We start from the raw sequence: 22,349 nt of genomic DNA on the forward strand, positions 1-22,349 counted from the left end.
TACTGCGTAAAAATGAAAATATTTTATCAATATATAAGCAAACGTTGAATATAATTGCGAACTTTAACGTCACGGTAGCTCAGCTGGTTAGAGCGCTGGTCTCATAAGCCGGAGGTCGGGAGTTCAAGTCTCCCCCGTGACACCAGCTCAAAACCTCTCAAAAACCCTAAAAATACGATATTTCATCAAATATAATCATCACAAAACAGTTAAGCATAAAAGCTTTAAATTTGTCAAATCGTCAAAATTTTGACAAAAGATAGGGCACAGTTTGGGGCACACTAAAACCGCCTATTTTCAAGACCAATCAACAATATCTTTTTGCCGTTAGGGCACACTCAAATTGTTTTTACAAGTCTGTTTTTAACGGATTTATAAAAGTAATTAGCCACGCTATACCGCCAAAGCTCTATTTATCCACCCGTTGTTATCCCCCTAATAAACTCCCATCATTACTCATTAACGTCCCGCTTTCGAACCCAAGATCGTATTCTATATCCCTATCATAAAACCTTCTGACGTTATACCCTGCATTTTCAAATTCATCAAGTGCTGAGCTTACGCTTACCAGCCCGCCTTCATTATTATTTTGCGGCATATCGTCGTCTTTAAATTCATTTGGCGCTCTAAAAGCGCTTATTAGATTATTTACCGCCTCATAACTTTTAAACCCAAATTTAGCAACCTCTAACCCTTTCGTAAGATATAAAAGCGAGCTGTTGGCAGACGTTATCCCGCTGGCGGTTGCCCCTGTATTGTAGCCCCTAAGCGCCGAGCTAAAGCTATTTGCTTCGCTTGAAAACATCACGCTATTCGTGTTTTGATAAAGGCTATTTGCCGCGCCGCCCGTCCCGTTTGCCCAACTTGCGGGGCTTATGCCGTGATACAAAGATGATGTTTGAGATAGATTTTGAGAGTTTGCTAGACTATAATTAGGCAAGGTCGATGCGCCGGCTTTAGCGGCGCTAGGGCTAAAAAAGTTAGATATACTCCCCCCTATGCTCAATAAAGCGCCGACCGCCCCCAACCTCGCGCCTATCTTAGATAGTGTCTTACTACCACCTATCATGCCGAAGGTAGTAATTACCCCGCCAACGCCCGCAATAAGACCACCGACAGCCCCCACCCCTGCAAGAGAAAATAGGCCTGCCCCGGAGCCTATAGTGGACGCTAGTGTACCTGCGGCCGCCCCCAACACATAAATACTTGCCACAGCTATCACACTTGGCAAAACTGCTTTCCAGGATTTTAATTTAAATGGGTTAAATATTTTTTTCCCCCCTCTCTCTGTGCGAGTGGATGTTAAGGAATTGAAATTTTTTAGAAACCATCTTAGATTATATGGCATCATGGTATCTGCGAAAAAAAAGGGGATTACTTCTCTAGTATATTCCCCATAGATTACAGCTACTCCTGCTTGGTATAATTCAACATCCCCGTAAGGGGTAACTATTCTTGCTATAATCGTACCAAACCTTTTTAATATATCACTGTTAAAATACGGTTCTGTATGTGTATAATAAGTCAAATATGTGGAATGATACACAAGCATTTCACGATTATCTTTCTTATAGCTCTCAATATGCTTACTCCTAGCAAGAAGGTAAAAGCGCATACCGGAGTTATGGTCAGTTATATAGCGCGCGTCATGTATACGCGTATCACTATACCCACTCGAGTCCTTCATAAATTTTTTAAATGCTTTAACTTCGGCTACCCTCTGCCATATGGCCGCGTTTGTAATATCGGCTATATAGTCTCCACTAGGTTGAGCAAACCACCCAGCTTTTTCTGCTCTTGCCATTATTTACCCACCTCTTACGGGGTAATTTTGTCTATAGCGTCGTACATTTTTGTTGTCATCTCCGCGGGGACATTTACGCCGCCAACAGCATAGCCAAATACGCCATCTTTTAGTAGCGTCGCTTCTTGTATGCGTAATTTATCATCGAATGATTGGGTTTCTCGCTCGATAGCCGCCTTTCTAGCTACTTCGCTTTGAGCTTGTTTTTCTATTAGTTCCGCTCTCTTGGCGTTAAAATCCGCTTCCTTTTCAGCCAGCAAAAGCCTCTTGTTTGCAAGATCGAGCTCTTTTTGTTTTAGAGGCAATTCTGCTTCAGCTAGTGTTTTTTGAGCCTGTATTAGCTCTGTTTGCGCTCTAATTTGAGCTGCCCTTAGTGGGAGCTCCTCGCTCTCGCTAAGTAGCCTGAGCGCTATCTCTTGAGAAGTGGTTGTTACGCTCTGCGACATATTCATTAATGCAGAGACTACGGCCTCAAATTTCTTAATATCCGTTATGGCAGACTTATCGTAGTACTCATCTAGCTTTTTAACCAGTCTGTCATAAGGTGTGTCGTTCGCCATGCTGTCAGCTAAAACCTGTTTGTATAATTCGCTGTAAGTGCTCATTACACCGCCTCCGCTCTATTACGCCAACCGTTAGCATAAATTCTAAACTTTGGATTTTTTTCGATCAGGCCGTTGTAGTATTGAAGCTCCGCTCGGTCGAATTCTTTATCAAATCTTGCCTCGTCAAAGCGGTTTATCGCCGCGAGTGTCTGCTTGCCGACGATGCCGTCATTTACCACGCCCACCAGCTGTTGCGTAACTCTTACGGCAGGCCTCACATCCACATTCACACCAAAGATGAATATTTCGTTTGCTTTGAGTTGGCTCTCGACTTCGCTCAGCCTCATACGATCCCAATACGCTTCCTTGTAAAATCTACGCACCTCGGCACGTAAATTCTGGTTGTTATAAAGCGCGCGGGATATTTTCTCGATATTGCCGCCGTATGCGACCGCACCTAATATCTCGTCCCAGCCTTTCCAGTGCGGGTGGGCGTTTTGGTATATTCCCATGAACGTCCACCCCTTTTCTGTTGGGTTTCTATCAAGCGCATCCTCGGGCTTAGAAAACTCCAGCCCCATTAAAATTTGAAAAGCCTCGTTAAAATTTGCCATTTGCTATCCTTTTTAGTTTATTTTCCTCGAAAAACGCGCGTTCTTTATGCTCGCCTTTTTTGCCGACGTTAAAGCCCTCGACGGGGCGATGATAGCCCATTACGCGGCTCCACACGGTGCATCTCGTGCGCTTTTCTTGCAGGCTCTCTAGCATCTCGCTATTTGTCATCTTTCCACTCCTCGTGCCTAAAATTTCCGCCGTAGTCGTCATACCCTCTACCGTAGCCGCCGTCGCCCATCCCCTCTATCTTTTTATCCGCGGCTTTGTTTATTTTCCGCCTTGCCCATTCAGCGCCCATAAAGGCGATAATACCGCCAAGAGCCAGCGACCCCTCAACCTCGTGTATAAGGAGTTTTGAGATAGCAAACGTAGTCCAGCATAGAAACATCGCCGTCAGAGTGGCGATGGCAAAAGACAGTCTCGTGCGATGTTTTCTCGGTTTTCCGTCGTCGTCGAGCAATCCCAAGACGCCGCCGATAGCGCCTACTACAAATACCCAAAGCAGGTATAGGTATTCTTGAAAATTCATCTTATCGCCGCCCCGAAAATCAAGGCCAGGAGGATGGATAGAGCTATCTCTAGCGCTCTTTTTTTGCTGATTTTAAAGCCCATGATTTTTTTGATTACCATTTCGCTCATCGTGCGCTCCTTACGCATTGTTTTAGCAAGTCCTCGCAGGTTTTGAAATACTCCATTAGCTCTCGCGCGCTTTGCGGATCGCTTGCCTTGAATTTAGGCTTGGCGGGCATTTCCTCGATACAAACCACGGGGATTTTGACCTCTTGATAAACCGTGCGAGTGATTACGGTCGGCTCTTTAGCTGCACAGCCTGCCAATATTAGCCCGCACGTTGCCGCTGCAATAGTTTTATTTAGCAGCTTCATTGATTAGCTCCTCGTAAAATTTGAGCTTCTTTTCGCACTCGGCATCTTTGACGGGTATTTTTATTTTTTCAAATTTCGTTACTACCCGCTCTTTGACTTCGGTCGTATCGGGGGCTTGCGCTTTGATTTGCTCTAGCTTGGCGTTTTGTAGTGCAATTTTTGCGTTGCACTCAAAGAGGTTGGCCGTCGCAATTTGAAAATTAGCTTCTTTTATCGCTAGCTCCTTTTGCGTTTCCATTAGCCCAGCTTTTGCATCCTTGATGTCGCCTTTTAGTTTCCAAATTTCAACCCCAAGCCCTAGTATTACGCCGGCTAGTCCGCCAATCACGATCAGCCAAAGTTTGTTCGCGATTAGAAAATTCATCACGCCCCCTTTAATAGTTTCACGACAATTACAATAGCTATGATAGCCGCCGCTGTGATCACGAATTTCTTTGTGGACGGCTTCATTGTTTGACCCTTTTAAAAGGGTTGATAGCCCAAACGGTTTTTAACACCTTTTTATCGCCCGCGTCCATATACTCGGCCTTGTTGTCTTGCCTCATCCCTACGACGTCCATCAGCTTCCAGCCTAGATATATACGGCAATACCATTTTGATTTGCCATAGCGTATTTCGCGGTAGTAGCCGAAACGCTCGCGCCCATCTTTCATCTTGCAGGTCACCAGACACAAGGTCGATTTTTGACCTTTGTTGTAGGTCGCTAGCGTATCGCCGATCGTGCGCACAGTATTTGCGTCTATATCCTCGACTTTGACGCCCAGATACTTCGCGCTGAATACGCCTATACGGTTTCTATATAGCCAGCAAAGCCTCGCCCAATAGGTGCGGTTCTTGCCGTTTGGGAAATGCTCGTTTTTCCATCCGTCGTCGCCGTTGATACCGTAGTCGTTCTCATCGAACCACGCCGCCCATTTAGGCAGGTGCTCAGCCTCTTTCTTGCAGAACGCAAGAGCAATAGGTACAACTAGAAAATGAGCTATCTCTACAGGTAGCTCAACGGTAAAGTTCTTAAGAACCTGAAGTTTCTGTTTTAGAGTTAGTTTCATCTTTTACATCCTTATTTTTATATTTTGGACTAGCCGGACATTCTTCCCAATTGCATTCACCTTTTTTATCTAGTTTGCTTGAACAAACTGAACATCTTTTTATTTTCTTTTTCATCTTACTCCTCCTTGTCTAAGGTTTGTTTTTGAATTAATAGGGTTTTATACTCTTCCCTTAGCTCTGGCAGAACTCGATCGTTGCCGATCAGTAAAGCATTTCTGATTAGCTCTTCTTGCTCCTTTATTTCCCCCTCAAGCTCATGCAGAGCCTCAAGACGCTTGTCCGCTTCTTTGGGGGCAAACAAAGCCTCTTCTTCCTCTTTTGTGAGTTTTATAAGACCAAACTGAGCTATTTCTTTTGCCAAAAACTCTGCATCTGTGTCTTTCTCATAAGCATATATCTGCCCATTTAAATCTTTATATCTGTGCATATCTCCTCCTTATCTTATTTCGTACCACTGAGACAACTGTGCACTTCCACCAAGAGTTAATTTATATTTTGCATTGGGAAACACAAAGCCTGTAAGCGTTGATGTTGTTCCAAACCCTACGGTAGCAAACGCAGTTTTTGCAATGCTCACTCCATCCACATCTAAAGAGGCTGTGAATGTAGAACCACTTGAAGCACCCAGTGTGGCTTGAATAATCACAAAGATTGGCTTACTTGAAGTGTTTGTATAAAGTTCTCCTGCACGTTTACTCCCAGTCATAGTTTGAATAGTTTGATTTACCCCAAATCCTTTCTCAGCTCCTCCCCCAAACTCTAAAAGTTTAGAAAGACTAGCGGCTCTGATTTGATTAGAGTCATCCTGATTGTTTTGCCTAAAAAGGATTTCGCTTGTCGAAGTTAATAGAGTGTCCTCTTTTGGGGCAGACATTTTAAATTGCGTTGCTGTGATGTTTCTTCCGTTAAAGTCTCCGCTACTATCTCTTAGAACTGCTGTGTCAGGGTAACTCCCCACAGTTAAAGAAGTTGCAACAATGTTCCACCCGATTGTGCTGTTTCCTGCTTGAGAACCTCCAAATCCTGCACGATATATTTCTGCAGTACCTTTTCTGTACCAAAGGATATTAAAGTCATTCCCGTCTTTTAAAACGTGGATAACTCCGTATGCTGAAGGGTTATTTGAGCCTTGAATAGAGTCATGGTTATAGCTATACCAGCCAGCTTCTACAGTTCTCCAGAAGCCTACACTTCGATAATCGCCTTTTGGTAGCCCGCGCTTTATAAGAACTTGCTCGGCTTTAGCAAATGCTGAGCTATCAAGTCCGTCTAGTTTGTCGCTATCGGCGGCTTTTTCGGTTTTGCCAAGCTTACCATTCGTTTTTTTTGAGATAGTGGTGGCGAAATCCGCATCATTATTGAGTGCTGCAGCAAGTTTCTCAAGGGTATTTAACTCAACCGGAGCAGAGCCAATTAGGTTGTCTATCTTGCCGTCTATTTGAGCTTTATCATAGCTATCGTCTATTTTTCTATACTGTGACCCATCGAGCTCGCCACTTTTATCTGCCAATAGCTTCGTTATCTTCTTGGACGAAAATGTTTGGGTAGTACTTTCTATTGTATCGTTTATCAGCCCGCTAGAAAGCAGCCCCTTGATGTCCTTTTCAAGGTTTTTAAGACTAGCTTGTAGTTCAGCAAGTTCGGCATATTTAGCTTCAAGTCTTGAAGCCATGTTATTAAATTCGGCTATCTTATCTCTTGTTGTGTCTGCTTTGGTTTCGATGTCTCTTTTTATCCCCTCGATAGAGCTTTTATCGTTTTGTATTTCGGCAACAAGCTTCTCGATACGTTCTTTGAATTGCCCCCCGTCATGGCTTAGTTTTTTTAGCTCTGTTAAATCAACGGAGCTTATCGCCTTCTCAAGATCAACTGTGTTTTGTAAAAGAAAATTTAGTGCCTCTAATGTTTCGCTCGCTAGTTTTAAATCATGAATACTAGTCATTTTTTTAGTTCGCTTTTGTATATAGTCTCTTTGGTTTTTTTAAAAATACCCGCAACATTTTTAAAAAAATCTAGTAAATTTATTCTGCTCAGTTTTGTGCCATTCAGCAAAATTATTTCAAGTTCTTTCATATGTCAAATTCCCTCCCGTAATTAGCGTTATAGTCGGCAATAGCCTCTAGCGTAAGCGTGCGGAAAAATGCATCTTGCCCTATTAAAAAAGCAACATAGTTAATTGCTGCATAGGTCAAGACTTCATCTATCATTATATGTTTCTTATTATCAACATCGGCGAAGTCTGGCTTGTCTGGGTAGCAAAGAAAACTGTCCTCGTCGATATTGCGGTATACTCTTTCGCCTGTTTTTCTGCGTATTAATTCAACTGGGACGCACTTGTTACAGATAAACAACATAGCTTCCAAAAATAGCTCGCTAAGCTCTTCGTCCGAGGGGAGCTTGCGTCCCCCCGCGATTTTTAAAGCCAAAATCTCTTTAGCTCTCCTCACTAGCATTTTATGCCTTTAGACCGACCCCGATCACAAACGCATCGGCATTTCTGACTTCCAAGCAGCTCTCAGTGTAATACCTCTTTTGTATCGCTGTTTTTGATGTAGTAACGTCTTTTAGCTCAGTAGGTACAAGTAGCCCGTTTTTCATATACTCAAAATCGCCCGCAATCAATGCATCACCTAGCCCATATTGAGGAGACAAAAAGCGGTGAAGCCTGAAATTTACTTTGCCAAAGTCGGTGTCCAGGCTAACTACGCTTGAGTTGATGCTCTTTTCGTTGCCAAACTGACGAGTAGCAAATTTATTGATCGCAGGCTTTAGCCCTGCACCTACAAATACGTCTCTTGGCGTACCGCCCGCATCATAAATATTTTGCAGAAGACTATGCAAAATATCCTCAGTTAATGGCGTGGCAGCACCGGTCCAATTTTGAGTAGCATCATGTGCTACAACATTTCCTCTTTTGCCTGCAGTCCAGCTGGCTGCGCCTTTGGAGACGTAGTAAAATAGCCCCGCCATTTCGCCAGCAGTTGCATCCGTTCTTACCGAAGGAGCTTTGAACACCGATTTTTTAACATCGGTATCTCTGCCTAGACCAAATAACGCATATTCCATATCTAGCTTATGTTCCTTTGCCCTTTTGGCTATCTCGCGCGGAAGTTCTTTGCCGCCGTATGTAGCTACAGCTTGCATACTTCTTGATACACTGACGTTCGATGTAAAAATCTGTACGGCGTTTGATGTTTTTTGCACTGTACTTTTTCTCACATCATCAAAGTCGCTAATCTCAAGCTGCGCGTTCTTTTTAGGCGCAGCAAGCGTGTCGGTTAGCCAGCTGTGCTCGATGCCTTTTACTTCAGACGTGCCAATAAGGCTAAGTATAGGCGTTTCGTCAGCCCCTATTAGGATAATTTTGTCATAGACAGAGGGCTTTAAACCTTGTCTTGAGGTAGCTGGGGCTTGATAGCCCGTAGTAGTAATTGCCATAGTTTCTCCTTTTTGTGGTTTTAGGGAAATTATGGCTTAAGACGTAGTCCTAAATCTACCTAGTTTTTGGGCAAATACGGTGTTGATTGTGGGGCAAGCAAGAAAGGGGAAGCCCCCTCTTTAGATTTTATTTTTTTCTTGTGTGTTGTTTGCGGACATTGCGATCAATCGCCTTTTTGCTGCATTGATTGCGGCAAGTTTTGTTTTTGTAGAAATGCCTTCACTAGCGATGGTTTTTTGTAGCACATTGCCAATCTCTCCGGTGTCGTCTAGCTTGATTATCTTTTCTACTAGACGATCGGCGGGATTTTGTGGTATAATACGTCCAGTGGCAGACGAATACGCCTCGCCAGCGGAATTTGCGTCCTGCTTTAGCGCAGTTTTATCGGCGGCGCTTAAAGGTGTTGGGAGCGTGGATGTCCCAGCCGTCTGCCGGCTTACTCTATCCATACGAGATAAATCCCTTTGCCTTACTTTTGTTGCGTGCATAACTTTCCCGCTTTGTTTATCTATCGCAAGCTTGCCTATTTTATTATCTTTAAGCCTCTTAACAATCAAAGCGTAATCAAGCCTATAATTCGTAAAGAAGTGCGTAGGGTTTTCCTTTATTTCTCTAATTAGCCTAAAAACGTCGGATGGCCTCTCGAATATTTCAGGATGCTTGCCGGCTAAATACTCAAGGTCGGCCGTTATTTCATCAACGGTTATCTTTGATAAATCCCTGACGTTAGGGGCTAAATCGGTTTTTACGGCATAGTCAGTTTTTGCCGCGCCGCCCTCCCTCATCGTCCAACCCTCGCCCTTTACCGCCTCTTGCTTTACCCCTGCGCTTTCGATTTTACTCCCTTGCTCGACGGCTTCTTTTACGAAGTCGGTAAAAGCCTTAGCCTGTTCTTTGCTTGTGCCGTTTTTCTCCATAATCTTTGCGTAGTCATTAAGAGTACCGCCCGATTTTATCGCTTTAGCGGCTTCCCTTAGATGATATTCCAAGGCCGCGTCATTGCCGATTATCGGCACATATTTTAGAGCCGTTTGACGCACCGCGTTTATGAATGCGGTTTTACTCGCGCCGCTAAAGGTCGTGGCTATGCCTTTGTTAAATCTAGTTGGCATGATAAATTTATTATCAAGCGCTGCAAAAATCTCAGCTAAATTCCCTCTTGCTTTTGCGAGCTTGTCTATTTCTCTTGCGATCTCTTTTGCCTGCTCGCTTTTAAAACCTGTCTTTTGTAAGGCCTCGTTTAACTCTTTGCCGTTTAGAATTTCCCTTACATTAAAAGTTCCTGTTTTGCCGAGCGCACTCTCAAAATCGTCTTTTATGGCCGCCAGCTCAAACTTCTGTGCCTGTTCCGGACTAAGCTTTGAGATAAATTTATCATAAAGCCCGCCTTGTGTGTCTCGTAGCCTCCTAAAAGCACTCATAATATCTTGCGCCGAGCTTTCGATATTCGTCATCGTTTTAAAAAGCGGGCTTTTTTCAAAACCTTTGTAGTCTTTGTATTTTTCTAGGCTTTCTTTTAGATATGCCCTAGCCGCGTCGTCGCCTAGTAGATCGTCCATCGCACGCTCTAGTATCTCTTTGCCTTTAGCAAAATTTACTTTAGTAGCGTACGAGTTTTTGTCGGAGTTTAGAATTTCATTTAGTTCTTTGTTGTAGTTAGCTCTTAGCTCGTTTAAATCTTTTACACCTAGCTCGCGCCCTTTAAGGCTATCAAAGCCGCTCATCACCCCGCGCGTTTTATCGCTCGACTTATCGAAAATGTTTAAATTCGCCGCAAACTCCTCTTTCATCTGCTCTATTGCGTCGTCGCTTAGTTTTACTTTTTTGCCATTTTTAAACACATCCAGATTGTCTATGGCTTGCCCGAAGCCATCTTTTGTTGCCTTATAGTATTGTTCTATTACTTCTTTTAAGCCCGTTATATCGCTTTGCCCTATCATCTCGCGCAGACGATTGACGTCGCTTTGCGCCAAATCGGCTAAGTTCCTAGCGCCTTGCCCGCTCTTGTCGCCCCTTAGAGCATTCAAAAGGCGCTCGGCTGATTTTGGGTCACTAAGGGCTAAGTTTAAAATTTTTTCACGTTCGGCATCAAGCCCTTTTGTGTTACTGATTGCAGTTGCCACATCGTCGAGATGAAGTTTTTGAGCAGCTTTCGCGCTAAGCTCTTTTGTTTTGTTAATTATTGGGTTTAATAGTTGCAAATCTGTTATATTGCCACCGTCCACCTTGTAGCCGCCCACCTCTGCGGCGTTTTTTAGCATTGCTTCGGCTTCGTCCCCCGCAATCGCCTCGGCCGACTTCATCGCCCCTTTTACGTTTGCCGTAGGTATGCTAGTCAACGCCTGCTTCCCTAGATTTACAAGAGGCATTTTGTCTGTTACTTTGTCTGCCAAATTTATCGCTGGCTTGCCGTATTTCATTGCGCCGCCTACTATGGTATCGCCTGCGATGGAAAATAGAGCCTCCTCGCCCATCTTTTTTGCCGCATTAGCCAAATTTGCCTCTTGCCCAGCGTAGTTTGAGTTGTTTAGGTAGTCTATGCCACTACCTCCCGCCGCACCCAAAGCCCCGCCCGTCATATTTTGTAAAAAACCGCTGCCTTTTTTTACCCCCAACGCTGTGCCTAGCATAGAACCGGCGTTGTCTCTCATCACTCGCCCAATTTGGTTTATTAGCCCGTCGTCAAGGTCAAAAAGTTCGTCGCCCTTTCGCAGATACAAATTCCCGTTATATTCGCTTAGCCCATCAGCCAGCTTACTTTGCCTAATAGAGCTTGAAACGGTTTTTAAGAACTCGTTCTTTTGCCTTTTTACGTCATCGCCGCCAAAAAGCAATGGATTTGCGTTGTCAAATTTTGAAATAGCATTATTAACTGCGCTTTTTATCTCCTCCGTACTTTTTGCATTTGAAATGTCGGCACGGTAGTCTTTGCTAGCTCCCGCCATGTCAGCGGCCGCATTAGTAGCCACGCCGCCAAAAAGCTTTAAGGGGTTTAACGAAAAGGGCAAAATCTCTGTTTGCAGACCCTTTTCCATCGGCATAGGCTGTATATTTTTGCTTGCCTGCTCAGCGGCTATTTGTTTTCTTTGTTCATCGGTTAAATTTACGAATTGCATTTATATTCCTTAGTAATCGTTTCTACCTTGCTTCACTATCATTCCGCCGTTCGCACCTCGTTGCTGCACCGGCTCAAGCGTCTTAGGACTTATCCCCGTTAGCCGTTCTATGTTGGCGGAGAGGGCGTCTAGATTTTTTAGTTCAGCCTCGATGTTGTCGCTATACACTCCGTTTGGGAGAGTGGCAATAGCCGCGTCTATGTCGGTATATGCCAGGTGTGCCGCAGCTGTTAAGGTAGATAGAAAATTTTGCGTCGAAGGATCGCCGTATTTTGGCATAATCTCTTGGAGCGCCTGCAATACCGCGTTACTTCGCGCAGTTTTTGCCATTTTTGCCCTAAGTGTGTTTATTGCCACCCTTGCGTTAGTAGCCTCTTGGCTATCGCTATTAAGAAATTGAGCCACCGAGTTAGCAGGCTTAGTTAACCCGAACCAACCCGTCTCTTTTTGTGCCCCGTCGGATACTATGTTTGATATTGTAGATGCAAGTTTTATCGTTGAAATATTGTCAGCAAGAGGTTTTAAATTTTTCGTGCTGGCGCTTATGATTTTCGGGTTTAAACTGCCGCCCGACTTCATTTCGTTGCGCAAAATGGCGTCCAAATTTGCATCATCCAGCGCGCCAACGTCTACTCCGTATTTTTTACCTATTTTTTCTCTTAGCCCGCTATTTTCCTTTAGCAAGGATTTTGCGCTCAAAATACTATCCTCAACCTCTTGGTTTTTTGCTTTTCTCGTTTCTATGATTTCCTGTTGGGATAGCGGGTTATTCCAATACGTGCCGCCAAGCGAGGCGATTTGCGTTCTTATATGCTGATTTATCCCTCGCTCGATTTGTTCGTCATTAAAGCCTTGTTGTTTTAAATTATTTTTTATGAGTTCTAAATTTTGTGGAGTTACGCCGATTAGCGCCGCAGTCTCAGCATCCATTTCGTTTAATAAATTCGCCCTGGATTTCGCCAATATCGCGTCCTGTAAATCTTGATCGTTTTGTCTGTTCTTATCAAAATCCAATCTTCCCGCACTTGTATTCGCATTCATTCTCGACGTGTCGGCATTATATGCCATCGTATTTGCGTTCATCGCTCCGATCCTGTCCTGATTGGCATAGTGTGTGGCAAGATTGTTCCAGTTTTTTACTTTTTCGGCAAGTTCGTTTTGCTTGAATTTTTGCGTAAAAGCGTTATTGCTCGCCGCTTCCGCTTCCGTTGCCAGGTTGTGTCTTGCCGTTTCATCGTTTTTAGCCCCGGTTAGTGCCTCGCTCGCTAAATTTGATCGCATAGCCTCGTTAATTTTCATCTGATTTTGGTTTTTTGCTACATTTTCTTTGTATATATCCCAAAGGGAGCGGCCAACCGCCCCAACTGCATCTATCATATTAGTGTTATAATTAAAATCCACTCTGTTTGGATTGAAAAACGCCATTTGCTGCCCCCTTATGCTTACTTTATTTTTTTGTGCTATACGTTGACATATCCCACGCATTCGCTAGGTTCTGCTCAGCTTGATTTTCTCTTGCAATTTGGCGTTCAGAAAGCATTTTATTAAAATCAAATGCCGCCTTTTGTTGCTTCATTAGATTTTTTGCCGCCTGTTGTTGCGCTATGCCCGAGTAAATATTGCCAGCTGTTCCTAACGCGTTCATCCAGTTTGCCGTACCGGCGGCGTCACTACCTCCCAACCAATTGCCTGCGCCTTTTAAAAGATCCATAAAGTTAAACGCCATGTTTTGCCTCCTTACAGCATGCCTGCTGTTTTTAATATTTCAGCGCCTAATTCTACGTCGCTAACATTCTCGCCTTTTTTTATTCTGTCAAATGCGCCCGCCTCGTTTGTGCCCCTATTGCTGCCGATTATTGGGTCAGGCTCGCCGCTTACTTTAGCTAGGCTAATCATAGCCTTTGCGACAGCTTTCCACCCGTCGTAATTTTCGCCAAGTAATGGCATAAACCCATTTTCATCCGCGAATTTGCCAAGCTCCTCTAGTTTGATTGTCGGGAAGTCTTTTTTAAATTCGGCGGAGTTTTTATTAAAAATTCCCTGCTGCCTTGCTTGCTCTGCCGCTGCCGCTTGCGCCGCCTGAAACTGAGCCAATTGTTCTCTGATTTGCCCAATGTCACCCAGCCCTATACTATCAAGCATTGCTTGCTGTTCGGGCGTTACGGCGGACGCGCTTTCCTTTTGCGTGGCTTCACTTTTAGGCGCTTCCTTTGGCGCTTCTATCGCCTGCTCAGTGGCACTTGTTTCTTGTGTCGCTGCTTGTTCTCGCGGCTCGCTCACTGCCTCGCTTGTCGGCTCTGTTGCTTGTTCATCGTTGCCAAATGCGCCCATCAGCGCGTCAATTGCTTCGTTTTCAGTCATTGTCGTTCTCCTTGTATTCGTTAAAAAAATCTAAAAGGCCATCAAATATTTTTAATGTTTCGATAGCTCTTAACCTAGCCTGCTCGCTCAACATTTTGTCTTCCGCGACGCATAAATTTTCGTTATACAGCACGGTCAAAAACTCTACAAAATCCTTAAAGGGCTTTTTCTCACATAGGCCCGATAGCTCCCGCTTGAGGCACAGCTCCTCCCATAGCTGCTGGAATATCCGCACCCGCATATTGCCGATCAACTAGCTTGTCCTCCTTCCCTATAAATTTGTCTGGGTTTTTAATGCCGTAAAGCGGTAGAAGCTCTAAGAGTATTTTTTCATTAGCCTCTTTCATTCTGGCCGCACCCTCTCCGTCGCCCACCTGCAGGCACATTCCAAACTGCGCCCCTATAACCCCGCTAGCATCCATAAGAGATTGTTTTTGTACCTCTTTGTTTAGCGCCCCAATACCTGTGTTCAAATTTATGTTAAAACTCGGCACTTCGCCGCGGTTAAATCCAGCAAAAAATATTGGGTCGCCGTATTTCCATACAAGAAACGCTAGTCTCTCAAAAATCGGCTCGAAAAATGTTTCATTGTATGTTCTTATATAGCCTTGCAGCCTTACGCTGCCCTCATTTGCCATAATGGACGCCATGGTCGCAGTTTCTCGCCTAGTTGTGGCTGCGCCGTTTTGCTGAGGCGACACCCCGCTAACCTCGCTCATTTCGTTTTCAATAGTTTGCAAGGCCATCATTGCGCCGTTAACATCCCCAGGTGGGATTACGGTAATGCTTGCAGGAGCGTCAGTGAATACAGGCACCCCAATCTTGTATATCTCATCTCTAGCTACGTTCGCCGATTTCGGCATTACAGTTTTTGGCATTACTTGGTTTCTTACTACGTCGGTTACGGAGTTTCTAGTTACATTTAGCTCCTCTTGTAGTGGCAACATGGATGCTAGCACTGGATCGCCGTAAGCGCAGACATAATTCTCGTCGTTTTTGCCCTTTACTTGTGGTAGCATATACCCAAATACGAAAGGTTGCCCGTCTTTTAACTTTACAGCGTCTCTTAAAACATTACCATCGTAGATTGTGCTGACCTGCCAAATTTTGTTTTTTAGCTCGTAAATTTCAAAAAGCTCAAATCTTTCATAGGGCTTCTTGTCATCGAACGCATCAGGGGCGTCTATCTTAAAAACTCCGTTTTTTATAAGCTCTTTTATGTCCTCGCCCGTTAAATAAATCCTGTGCACGATAAAACGTATATCGTTTAAATCTTTTGCGTTTGGGTCAAAAAATATTTCGCCAATGTCTATCTCATCTATCCTTGCGCTACCGTCTTGCCAATATACTTTAACAATGGATGACGCTGTAAACGGTGCTTTTAGAAATATCGGAGCAAATATTTTATATAAGTTTATTTGCTCGCAATAATGGTCTATTGCCTCTTGCCACCTGTCTATTACATCGTTTGTAGAGTTGATATAGGGCTCAAGTTTGGCGAACGCGTCGTTATTAAAATATGTTTCTGTTAGCCCGTCATAAATCCTCTTGGCTTTTGAATTTAGTTTCGGTATATAATTTTTGCTTTTGTCTCTACTTTCTAAAAATTGATACAATTTTGGCTCTAACACTAGCAGATAAGCGTCATTGAGCTTGTCAAACGTATTTTTGTAGTGGTTATAGCCGTTCATCGCGATTTGCCGCAATTCATCTAAATACCCAGCCCTATCGTCCATTTTTACCCCCTAAGTTGTAATAAGTGTTTTTGCATATGCCCGTCAGCTCGCATACTCTGCGCATTTTTACCCCTTTGGCCTTGAGGGCACTTGCAAATTTCACTCTATGTTGTTTTGATGGGATAAACCTAACCCCTCTCATCCATTCGCAAATCATCGCGGCGACAGAAAGCTTAACCGCTTCGTCATCAAGCGGGGCAATCTGCCTTATAACGCTAGGGTCTATCCTTTCGTAAATATACTCGATTTGTAGTCCTAAATCTACCTTGTTTTTGGGAAATTGTGCCATTTGTTTGTCCTTTTTTGGTGTTTCCAACTACCACCCAAAATTCTCATCTTGTGAATACTCGCTCTTAAATTTAGGCACTACTTTGTCAAAAAACGTAAGTGCTAGAGCATCCGCATAATCAGGGCTTACCCCGTATTCTTTTTTTATCGCGTCTTTTGGGAGAATTAAGTATCTCTCCTTGCTGTCGTATTCGTATTCAATCATTTGCAATTGCCTTTTTACTTTTTCGTTCGCGTCCATAGATAGTAGACTAAAGGCGTCGCGCAAAGAAAAATACATCTCTGCGCGCTTGTTTGCATATCTGCGCTCGTCGGTAGCTTTAAAGCTAGCTTTTGCTTCTCTTACGATGTCTCGAAGTCCTAAGTCACACAGTGTGTCATATACCCCCGCCCCAACGCCGATCGTATCTATAAAGATCACTTCCGGCTTATACTCTGCGCGTTCGTATCGCCCGTATATTTCTCTTGCTAGCCCCGTGACGCTTGCTACCCTAAAGCCCTCAAAGCTTTTCACGCGGTAACCCTCTCTTTGGCAAAGTACGCTTTCGTCGTCTCCGTCGCGAGCCACGTCAAGCCCCCAAACGCCCAGAGCTTTTCCGTTAAAATCCCACGCCGCGCTGAAAGAATTTTCTATCATCGAAAGTGTAAAGAGCGCGTTTGTCGTCGTGTCTAAAAACTCGCCGTAAATCTCTTGCCTTACTACGTCGCTACCCGCTCCGCCCAGTTCCGCGATTAGCTCGTCTATCTCGCCGTGACGCAGCATGGGATTTTTGTAGCTTGATATTTGAAAATTTACCCAGTCTTTATCGTTTCTCATCCCGCGCGAGGCTAAGTCGAAAAACTTATTTTTCCCCTTTGGTACTCCACCGATAAAAGCCCGCGACGTCGGGTAGTCAAGCAACATCGGGCGTATAGCGTTATCCCACAAATAGGCGTTTTTTAGGATGATACCCGCCTCGTTTAAAACCACGACGTCATAGCCAAAGCCCTCGATATTTTCGGGACGCTCCGCCGATCGCATATCCATATACGCGCCGTTTATCGTGAGCTTTTTATCCTGCGCGTGAAATTTCCATAAATCTTTTGGCAGCTGCTTAAGCTCGGGCAAGAAGTATCTTTCGTAGTATCTTTGCAAGTTGCCCGCCACCGTATCGACCCAAAGTATCTTTTTACCCTCTAGTAGCCACTCGATACAAGCGTTAGCCATACCTTTCGTAAAGCCGCAACGTCTACCTTTTTCTATCGTGGTAAATTTCGCGCCATTCTCAAAAAATACCTCTCGCTGCCAAGGAGCGTATTTTAGATTGAGTTTAATCTCGCTCACAAAGACCTCAAAAAGTCGAATATGCTACCGCCAAAAAACATCTTATCGGCCATCCAAAACTTCGCGCCCTTTATGGCTACATCAAGCCACATCCCAAAAATAAGCAATATTGAGAACATGAGTATCGCGTCCACCACCCATAAGTATTCTCCTATGTTGTTCTTTCGCCACCATTGTTTAGCCCTTGTCCACATCTACTAAATCTCTCCTCTCTATCACGATTTTGGTTTCCTCGCTTTGTTGTACGTTTGCATTGTTTATCGTAGTGCTCGCGGCTCTTTGATTTACGCCGAGCGTTAGGCTGGCTTTATCTATCGCGTCTTGTAGTGCCTTATAGTCGTTTGCGTTTAATTCCACCGGCTCGAAATTTTGCACCCCGTCGCCGACGCCCACCTTTTCGTATTTGGTGTTTTTATCTAGCATTTCCGTGATTTTGGCTAGGTTTTTTTGAGTAGCATTAAAAATCAGCCCGCGATTATACGCCTCGTCTTTAGCAGCGCTCAAAATACTGCTCATTTCTATTTCTGATTTTTGAGCTTGTGCCGATAATAACGTTATTTGAGCTTCTACTAAATGCTCATTTTTGGGTGTTACCCCTTTGAGCAAATTTGCTACCGTTCCATTTGATACGGCGTATTTTTTAGCCAGCTCCCTTTGTGAAAACTTGCCCGTATGAAAATCAGCCAAGATTTTTTCTTTTATCTCGCTTGTTATCTTCGCCACCTATTTTCTCCCTAGCTCACTCTTGATAAAATCTATCGCCTCGTCCGAGCCGTAGCAAACTTTCGCCTTTGCATATCCGTAGCAGTTGATAGTATCTACCCAATCCTCTTGCTCGTCCGATACCCTGCTTAGGCTCTTTTTTGCGCGCTTCATCTCGACAAATACGATCTTGCTCGGCAAAAATACGAGCATATCGGGAAAACCCGCGCTAGTTCCCATAGCTTTGAGTTTCTTTTTGTATTGCACGCTAGCTACTCTTTCGTTTGCTACGTGGGTAAATTTTAGATTATTTCTTTTTAGCCAGCCGGCAAAGAATTTCATCTCCCAATCCTCTAGCGGCACTTGACCGGTCGCTTCTGCATACGCTAGAGTGTTTTCGTATTTTGGTATCATCAATACCCTACCTCTACGTATTCGCCCTCGCCGATAGTGGCCGTGGCCTCTGCGCGTAAGCAAAAATAAAAATAATCCGAATTCGCATTAAGCTCTGCCCCCGCGCAAAACTCTACCGCGTCTTGTTCCCCTGCGAATAGTGCTATTAGCCAGCCGTCTTTTATTCGTCCGGCTTCTTTAAGGCTTTCAAATAAAAACCGCTCTTTGTATTTGAGTCTGCCATCGGCATCAAACCAATCGTCACTATTTTCTATCTCATCAAGATCCAGCTTATACACAGCATAACTTAAAATTTCAGTCATAGTAGTCCTTTTATCGTATTTTTTAATCTTTTCTCGGCTATCTCGCAATATTTACTCTCTATCTCGCAGCCGATGAAGTTTCTATTTAGCTCTTTACACGCCGCCGCGGTCGTGCCGCTCCCCATAAACGGGTCAAATATCAAATCGCCCTCGCTTGATGCCGTCAAAACTAGCTTTTTGATTATCTCTAGCGGTTTTTCGCTTGGGTGTCCGTATTTCCTTTTTGACGCGTTGTGAGTGAAAAGCTTTGATCTGCCATTGATTTTTACGCCCTTTTCTCTGATGTAGATTATGTTTTCGACGTCGCTTTTAAAGGTGTTATTCGTAAAAGGCGCGGCGTTTGGCTTGTGCCAAAAAAGTTCGGCCACGTTATAACCCCTGTCGTAGCCCCAATTCATTATGCGCGGCTTTTGTTTTGTAGAGCAGAATATAAAAATATTGATTTTCTTGCAGACGCGCGCGATTTGTTCTAGCGTAGCATCTACGTCAAAGCCTTGCGAGATCTTGTCTAGCGCGCCGTTTTCGTATACGGGGCGTTTGCCTAGTCCTCCGCCTTTGGTCGCTATTTCATAAGGTGGGTCGGTCACTACCAAATCCACGCAGTTACCCGGCATTGAGCGCATAAATTCTAAGCAGTCGGCGTTATGGATTTTGTTTAGCTCCATCAAAATAGCCTCCCTTGCTCGCCTTTTACTCTTAGCTCGCCGTCCGTTAGCTTTACGCTTTTCCTGCCGCCTGCGACGAGTATTTCAACCTCTCCGCTTTCAAAATCTACTAAAAGCACGTCGTAAAAGTTCTTTTGGTCGTTCGGTCTAAATTCTAGTTTCATACCGCTAGCTCCTCATTGAAATAAACCTCTTGCGGCTCTTTTTTGTAAAAATCAGGGATATTCACTTTAAAAAGCCGCTCGCCTATTCTGTCTTTTGCCATTTCAAATTCTCTTTTTACCACCTCTTTGCGGTCGTTTGTAGTGGCTTTTAAGTAAATTATCATATCGCTATCGTAGACTTGATCGCCGCTTCCTTTTAGACTATTTCTGCCCGCTTTCAAGTCCGCCTCGCTGATTTGATTGATTAGTATCACAATCACGCCTAGCGTCCTTGTTAGCTCGCTTAATTTGCTTGAAATTTCGTTGTTTTTCTCGTATTCACTAGCTTTTTCGTTGCTCACGCGGATTTTCATACGGCTATCGATAGCAAATATCTTGTAGCCTTTTCTTGATAGCTTACGTATTCTTGCAGCGATTTTGTCTATTTGTGCGCCGTCTTGATAGATTTGGATATTTTGCAGCACGTCCCAGCTAGCAAATTTAAATTTTCTAATTAGGATTTTTTCGTACATCTCATAACTAAAAAAACATACTTTTTCGCTTTGTGCCATTGATTTTAGAAGCTCTAGCGTAAAAGTGGTCTTGCCCGCAAAGCTTCCGCCTGCTATGTTGATAAAGCTACCCTCGGCTAGCCCCGCGCCCTCTAGCTCAATATCTAGCCACTGTAAGCCCGTAGGGTAAAATTTTAAGTCCCTATTTTTTTCTACGCGCTTAACGAATTCACCCATATTTTCGCCCTCGTCGTTGCCGTCGTCTAGGTCGTTTATCTTGCCTAGTGCTTTGCCCAGCATTTCGTAGGCATTCTCCATTTCCTCTTGGGTTAGCTCGGCTTTGTTTGAAAGGTCGGTTTTGCTTAGCTTTTTTTGCGTTTCTTGCAGGATTGAGATACCTTTTAGCTCTTTTACGAGCCACAAATACCCTTTTTCGCCGAATAAGGAGTTGTGCGATAAAATCTCGTCGCACTCTCTTGATAAAACAGCGTCTTTCTCGCACTGCATAACTACCGCTCTACTTATGCTCTCAAAGTCTAGCCCCTCTTTGATCTTGGCGTTTATCATCCTTGCGATTTTAATTCTTACGCCGCTAAACAGGCTTTCGTCTAATCCGTGTTTTAAAAGCGAGGCTAGCTCGCTATCCGGACTGCTGTATAGCGCGGTAGCTAGTAGCGTTTGCTCTAAGTCGAGCCTATCGTTAAATTTCATAATTATCTCCTAACTCCCAGCACATATCGGGGTAATCTTTGCGTAGTTTGTCCGTGCCGAAAGGTTTTATTTCTCTGAAGCCGCCTTTTATGCAACGCCTTACAATTTCTAGTTGAGAAACGCCGACGTATTTGGCTAACTCGGCGCTTATGCGCTTGATTTCAAAATCTTGTAGCGGTCGTCCTCGTTTGTCCTCTAGGTACGGGATTAGGTGCGTATATAATATGCCCTCGATATTCCATCCCATAAGGTCGGTCATCTTTAACGCCGCATACCACTCTTTTTCGGTCGCGTAGTTTTTAGGACTTGTATAACTTACATAATCGTTATTTGATTTTCTAGCATCTAGGCTAGGTTTAGCTTCTAGCTTAGGTTTGCTTATCGGGTTAGGCTTCTCTACCCCATAGCCGACTTGATTTTCGTTTAGAGGTCGATCGAAATTTTTATTCTCACTTTTAGTCGTTAGCGAAGTTTGATTTTTCTCGCGTGCGCTAAAAGAATTTGGTTTATCTATTGGTTTGTAATTGTTACCTATTATGATTTCCGTATTTGTTTCATCCATTTCCGTATTTGTAAAATGGATTTCCGTATTTGTTTCATCCATTTCCGCGCCGATGAGATACATAAATTTATCCGATAGGGCATACCAAGATGACCTATCAAATTTATTCTTATTATAATTGCCTTTTATTATTGCGCCCATTTTTTCAAGTTTTTCAAGCAGGCCTGAAATTTGGCGTCTCGTCCAATACGGGAACTGCTCCGTGAGGGCTTGAGCTGAATTATAAGTCCAATACCTACCGTCATAAAAGTTTCTATTATTATCGCGGTTATTTTTAACCCAATAGGCGACAAAGCCAAGTATATTAGCTTCATCAAACCCTACTTTTTTTGCCAGCTCAACATCCACGCTGTGGGTTTTTATCATCACATTCCCCCTATCTTGTGTCTAGCCATATTGTCAGGCAGATACTCGACCTTTATTACTCCGCTTATCATTAGCTCGCCTCTAGCTCTCACCAGATCAATCGTGCTAAATTTGAGATCGCTTAAAATGTCGCAGTCGGCTATTATCAAGCCCCAGCCTTTGTTTTGCAAATACGCATAAAGCAAAGCGCGCTTGTAGTCGCCCAAAAGATTTATCAGAGTTAAAATCTCGTTCATTCCTTGTCCCCCTTAAATTTCTCTACTGCCAGCCAAGCAAATACGGCCGAGACAAAAAAACAAACTGCCAAAAAGCTCAAAATAACCCCAATTATCAGCGCTAAAAGTTTCATCACGCCACCCTCTCGACTACTTTTAAAATTTCAGCGCTATGCCCCGTAACGGCGTCTTTTTTGGTGCCGATGACTGCTAGATAGCCTTGCGCTACTAGCTCATTTACGCGACCGCATACGCCGCACTCTTTAAACTTATACCAGCGCGCTATTTCTTGACGCGTCGCGCCGTTTGGATGCAATTTAAAGCATTCGTACACCTGCGCCCGTTTGCCGTTTAGAAACGGTTTTATGGCACGATATGCCTTTGCGCTTGTTTCTGCTATCATTTTTTAGCCTTTTTGTCTTCATGCTCGGATAGTTTTTTGTCAGCTAAAAAAGGCTTAATCGCTAACCCCCACTTACTTTCAGGGTGCTTTGTCCTCCCGTATAGGCTTATGCTTAGCCTTGTATATTTACTCGGTTTTTTGTCGTTTGTGCCTGCCAAATATACGCCCGCCGAGGAGGGGCAAAGCCCATGA

Annotated in this window: 30 protein-coding genes and 1 tRNA gene; 1 reads left to right on the forward strand and 30 read right to left on the reverse strand. The window is 43.9% G+C overall.

All coding sequences use genetic code 11. The features are described 5' to 3' along the window. The first annotated feature begins 68 nt into the window (after positions 1–68). Positions 69–145, forward strand: a tRNA-Met gene (locus RWM02_RS05635). Between the two features lie 282 nt (positions 146–427). Here the strand turns inward: RWM02_RS05635 and RWM02_RS05640 are convergent. From RWM02_RS05640 to RWM02_RS05785, 30 genes are all read right to left on the reverse strand, one after another. Further along, positions 428–1,804, reverse strand: coding sequence for a hypothetical protein (locus tag RWM02_RS05640; protein WP_314069905.1), 1,377 nt, complete (start codon positions 1,802–1,804; stop codon positions 428–430). Positions 1,805–1,818: 14 nt separating this feature from the next. Further along, complete coding sequence (locus RWM02_RS05645; protein WP_314069907.1) at positions 1,819–2,409, reverse strand: hypothetical protein; 591 nt, start codon at positions 2,407–2,409, stop codon at positions 1,819–1,821. Further along, on the reverse strand, positions 2,409–2,963 hold the full coding sequence (locus RWM02_RS05650) for a putative peptidoglycan-binding domain-containing protein (RefSeq protein ID WP_314069909.1): 555 nt from the start codon (positions 2,961–2,963) through the stop codon (positions 2,409–2,411). Before RWM02_RS05650 ends, RWM02_RS05645 begins: the two co-directional genes overlap by 1 nt. Next, positions 2,950–3,132, reverse strand: a complete 183-nt coding sequence (gene nrdD / locus RWM02_RS05655) for an anaerobic ribonucleoside-triphosphate reductase (RefSeq protein ID WP_314069912.1) — start codon at positions 3,130–3,132, stop codon at positions 2,950–2,952. Before nrdD ends, RWM02_RS05650 begins: the two co-directional genes overlap by 14 nt. Then, entirely contained in the window at positions 3,122–3,493 is a 372-nt protein-coding gene (locus tag RWM02_RS05660) for a hypothetical protein (protein ID WP_314069915.1), read from the reverse strand. The genes nrdD and RWM02_RS05660 overlap by 11 nt, the downstream gene beginning before the upstream one ends. A 106-nt stretch (positions 3,494–3,599) precedes the next feature. Continuing rightward, a complete protein-coding gene (locus tag RWM02_RS05665; protein WP_314069918.1) occupies positions 3,600–3,848 on the reverse strand; it encodes an outer membrane protein assembly factor BamD in 249 nt (82 codons plus the stop codon). Then, positions 3,832–4,212, reverse strand: coding sequence for a hypothetical protein (locus tag RWM02_RS05670; protein ID WP_314069922.1), 381 nt, complete (start codon positions 4,210–4,212; stop codon positions 3,832–3,834). The genes RWM02_RS05665 and RWM02_RS05670 overlap by 17 nt, the downstream gene beginning before the upstream one ends. Positions 4,213–4,294: 82 nt before the next feature. Beyond that, positions 4,295–4,897, reverse strand: coding sequence for a DUF7338 family protein (locus tag RWM02_RS05675; protein WP_314069923.1), 603 nt, complete (start codon positions 4,895–4,897; stop codon positions 4,295–4,297). Then, a complete protein-coding gene (locus RWM02_RS05680; protein WP_314069926.1) occupies positions 4,860–5,012 on the reverse strand; it encodes a hypothetical protein in 153 nt (50 codons plus the stop codon). Before RWM02_RS05680 ends, RWM02_RS05675 begins: the two co-directional genes overlap by 38 nt. A gap of 1 nt (position 5,013) precedes the next feature. Beyond that, positions 5,014–5,325, reverse strand: a complete 312-nt coding sequence (locus RWM02_RS05685) for a hypothetical protein (protein WP_314069929.1) — start codon at positions 5,323–5,325, stop codon at positions 5,014–5,016. A 9-nt stretch (positions 5,326–5,334) separates the two neighbouring features. Then, complete coding sequence (locus RWM02_RS05690) at positions 5,335–6,840, reverse strand: hypothetical protein (protein ID WP_314069932.1); 1,506 nt, start codon at positions 6,838–6,840, stop codon at positions 5,335–5,337. Continuing rightward, the gene (locus tag RWM02_RS05695) at positions 6,837–6,971 is read right to left on the reverse strand and encodes a hypothetical protein (protein WP_314069934.1); all 135 of its coding nucleotides are present in this window, start codon (positions 6,969–6,971) and stop codon (positions 6,837–6,839) included. Before RWM02_RS05695 ends, RWM02_RS05690 begins: the two co-directional genes overlap by 4 nt. Further along, positions 6,968–7,351, reverse strand: a complete 384-nt coding sequence (locus tag RWM02_RS05700) for a hypothetical protein (protein WP_314069936.1) — start codon at positions 7,349–7,351, stop codon at positions 6,968–6,970. Before RWM02_RS05700 ends, RWM02_RS05695 begins: the two co-directional genes overlap by 4 nt. Before the next feature lies 1 nt (position 7,352). Continuing rightward, on the reverse strand, positions 7,353–8,336 hold the full coding sequence (locus tag RWM02_RS05705) for an SU10 major capsid protein (protein ID WP_314069938.1): 984 nt from the start codon (positions 8,334–8,336) through the stop codon (positions 7,353–7,355). A gap of 120 nt (positions 8,337–8,456) precedes the next feature. Next, positions 8,457–11,453, reverse strand: coding sequence for a hypothetical protein (locus RWM02_RS05710; protein WP_314069941.1), 2,997 nt, complete (start codon positions 11,451–11,453; stop codon positions 8,457–8,459). A gap of 9 nt (positions 11,454–11,462) precedes the next feature. Further along, on the reverse strand, positions 11,463–12,878 hold the full coding sequence (locus RWM02_RS05715; protein WP_314069945.1) for a hypothetical protein: 1,416 nt from the start codon (positions 12,876–12,878) through the stop codon (positions 11,463–11,465). Positions 12,879–12,900: 22 nt separating this feature from the next. Then, positions 12,901–13,179, reverse strand: coding sequence for a hypothetical protein (locus RWM02_RS05720; RefSeq protein WP_314069947.1), 279 nt, complete (start codon positions 13,177–13,179; stop codon positions 12,901–12,903). Between the two features lie 11 nt (positions 13,180–13,190). Further along, the gene (locus tag RWM02_RS05725) at positions 13,191–13,814 is read right to left on the reverse strand and encodes an HIT family hydrolase (RefSeq protein ID WP_314069950.1); all 624 of its coding nucleotides are present in this window, start codon (positions 13,812–13,814) and stop codon (positions 13,191–13,193) included. Positions 13,815–13,984: 170 nt separating this feature from the next. Next, on the reverse strand, positions 13,985–15,550 hold the full coding sequence (locus tag RWM02_RS05730) for a portal protein (protein ID WP_314069951.1): 1,566 nt from the start codon (positions 15,548–15,550) through the stop codon (positions 13,985–13,987). Then, positions 15,540–15,839 carry a resolvase gene (locus tag RWM02_RS05735; RefSeq protein WP_314069953.1) on the reverse strand — a complete coding sequence of 100 codons (300 nt, stop codon included), beginning with the start codon at positions 15,837–15,839 and terminating at the stop codon, positions 15,540–15,542. Before RWM02_RS05735 ends, RWM02_RS05730 begins: the two co-directional genes overlap by 11 nt. 27 nt (positions 15,840–15,866) lie before the next feature. Further along, positions 15,867–17,162, reverse strand: coding sequence for a terminase large subunit domain-containing protein (locus RWM02_RS05740; protein ID WP_314069955.1), 1,296 nt, complete (start codon positions 17,160–17,162; stop codon positions 15,867–15,869). Positions 17,163–17,339: 177 nt separating this feature from the next. Further along, positions 17,340–17,885, reverse strand: coding sequence for a hypothetical protein (locus tag RWM02_RS05745; protein ID WP_314069958.1), 546 nt, complete (start codon positions 17,883–17,885; stop codon positions 17,340–17,342). Then, positions 17,886–18,278 carry a VRR-NUC domain-containing protein gene (locus tag RWM02_RS05750; protein ID WP_314069961.1) on the reverse strand — a complete coding sequence of 131 codons (393 nt, stop codon included), beginning with the start codon at positions 18,276–18,278 and terminating at the stop codon, positions 17,886–17,888. Next, entirely contained in the window at positions 18,278–18,580 is a 303-nt protein-coding gene (locus tag RWM02_RS05755) for a hypothetical protein (protein WP_314069964.1), read from the reverse strand. The genes RWM02_RS05750 and RWM02_RS05755 overlap by 1 nt, the downstream gene beginning before the upstream one ends. Beyond that, on the reverse strand, positions 18,577–19,245 hold the full coding sequence (locus RWM02_RS05760) for a DNA-methyltransferase (protein WP_314069966.1): 669 nt from the start codon (positions 19,243–19,245) through the stop codon (positions 18,577–18,579). Before RWM02_RS05760 ends, RWM02_RS05755 begins: the two co-directional genes overlap by 4 nt. Then, positions 19,245–19,409: a hypothetical protein gene (locus tag RWM02_RS05765; protein ID WP_314069969.1), complete on the reverse strand. Its 165-nt coding sequence runs from the start codon at positions 19,407–19,409 to the stop codon at positions 19,245–19,247. Before RWM02_RS05765 ends, RWM02_RS05760 begins: the two co-directional genes overlap by 1 nt. Beyond that, positions 19,406–20,611 carry an RAD55 family ATPase gene (locus tag RWM02_RS05770; RefSeq protein WP_314069972.1) on the reverse strand — a complete coding sequence of 402 codons (1,206 nt, stop codon included), beginning with the start codon at positions 20,609–20,611 and terminating at the stop codon, positions 19,406–19,408. The genes RWM02_RS05765 and RWM02_RS05770 overlap by 4 nt, the downstream gene beginning before the upstream one ends. Then, positions 20,601–21,539 (reverse strand): hypothetical protein, encoded by a 939-nt coding sequence (locus tag RWM02_RS05775; RefSeq protein WP_314069974.1) that lies wholly within the window; start codon positions 21,537–21,539, stop codon positions 20,601–20,603. The genes RWM02_RS05770 and RWM02_RS05775 overlap by 11 nt, the downstream gene beginning before the upstream one ends. Then, the gene (locus RWM02_RS05780) at positions 21,539–21,775 is read right to left on the reverse strand and encodes a hypothetical protein (protein ID WP_314069977.1); all 237 of its coding nucleotides are present in this window, start codon (positions 21,773–21,775) and stop codon (positions 21,539–21,541) included. Before RWM02_RS05780 ends, RWM02_RS05775 begins: the two co-directional genes overlap by 1 nt. Positions 21,776–21,887: 112 nt before the next feature. After that, positions 21,888–22,157, reverse strand: coding sequence for a hypothetical protein (locus RWM02_RS05785; RefSeq protein ID WP_314069980.1), 270 nt, complete (start codon positions 22,155–22,157; stop codon positions 21,888–21,890). Positions 22,158–22,349 lie beyond the last annotated feature (192 nt).

The sequence above is a fragment of the Campylobacter showae genome, assembly GCF_963515975.1.
GTDB classification, from domain to species: Bacteria; Campylobacterota; Campylobacteria; order Campylobacterales; family Campylobacteraceae; genus Campylobacter_A; species Campylobacter_A showae_F.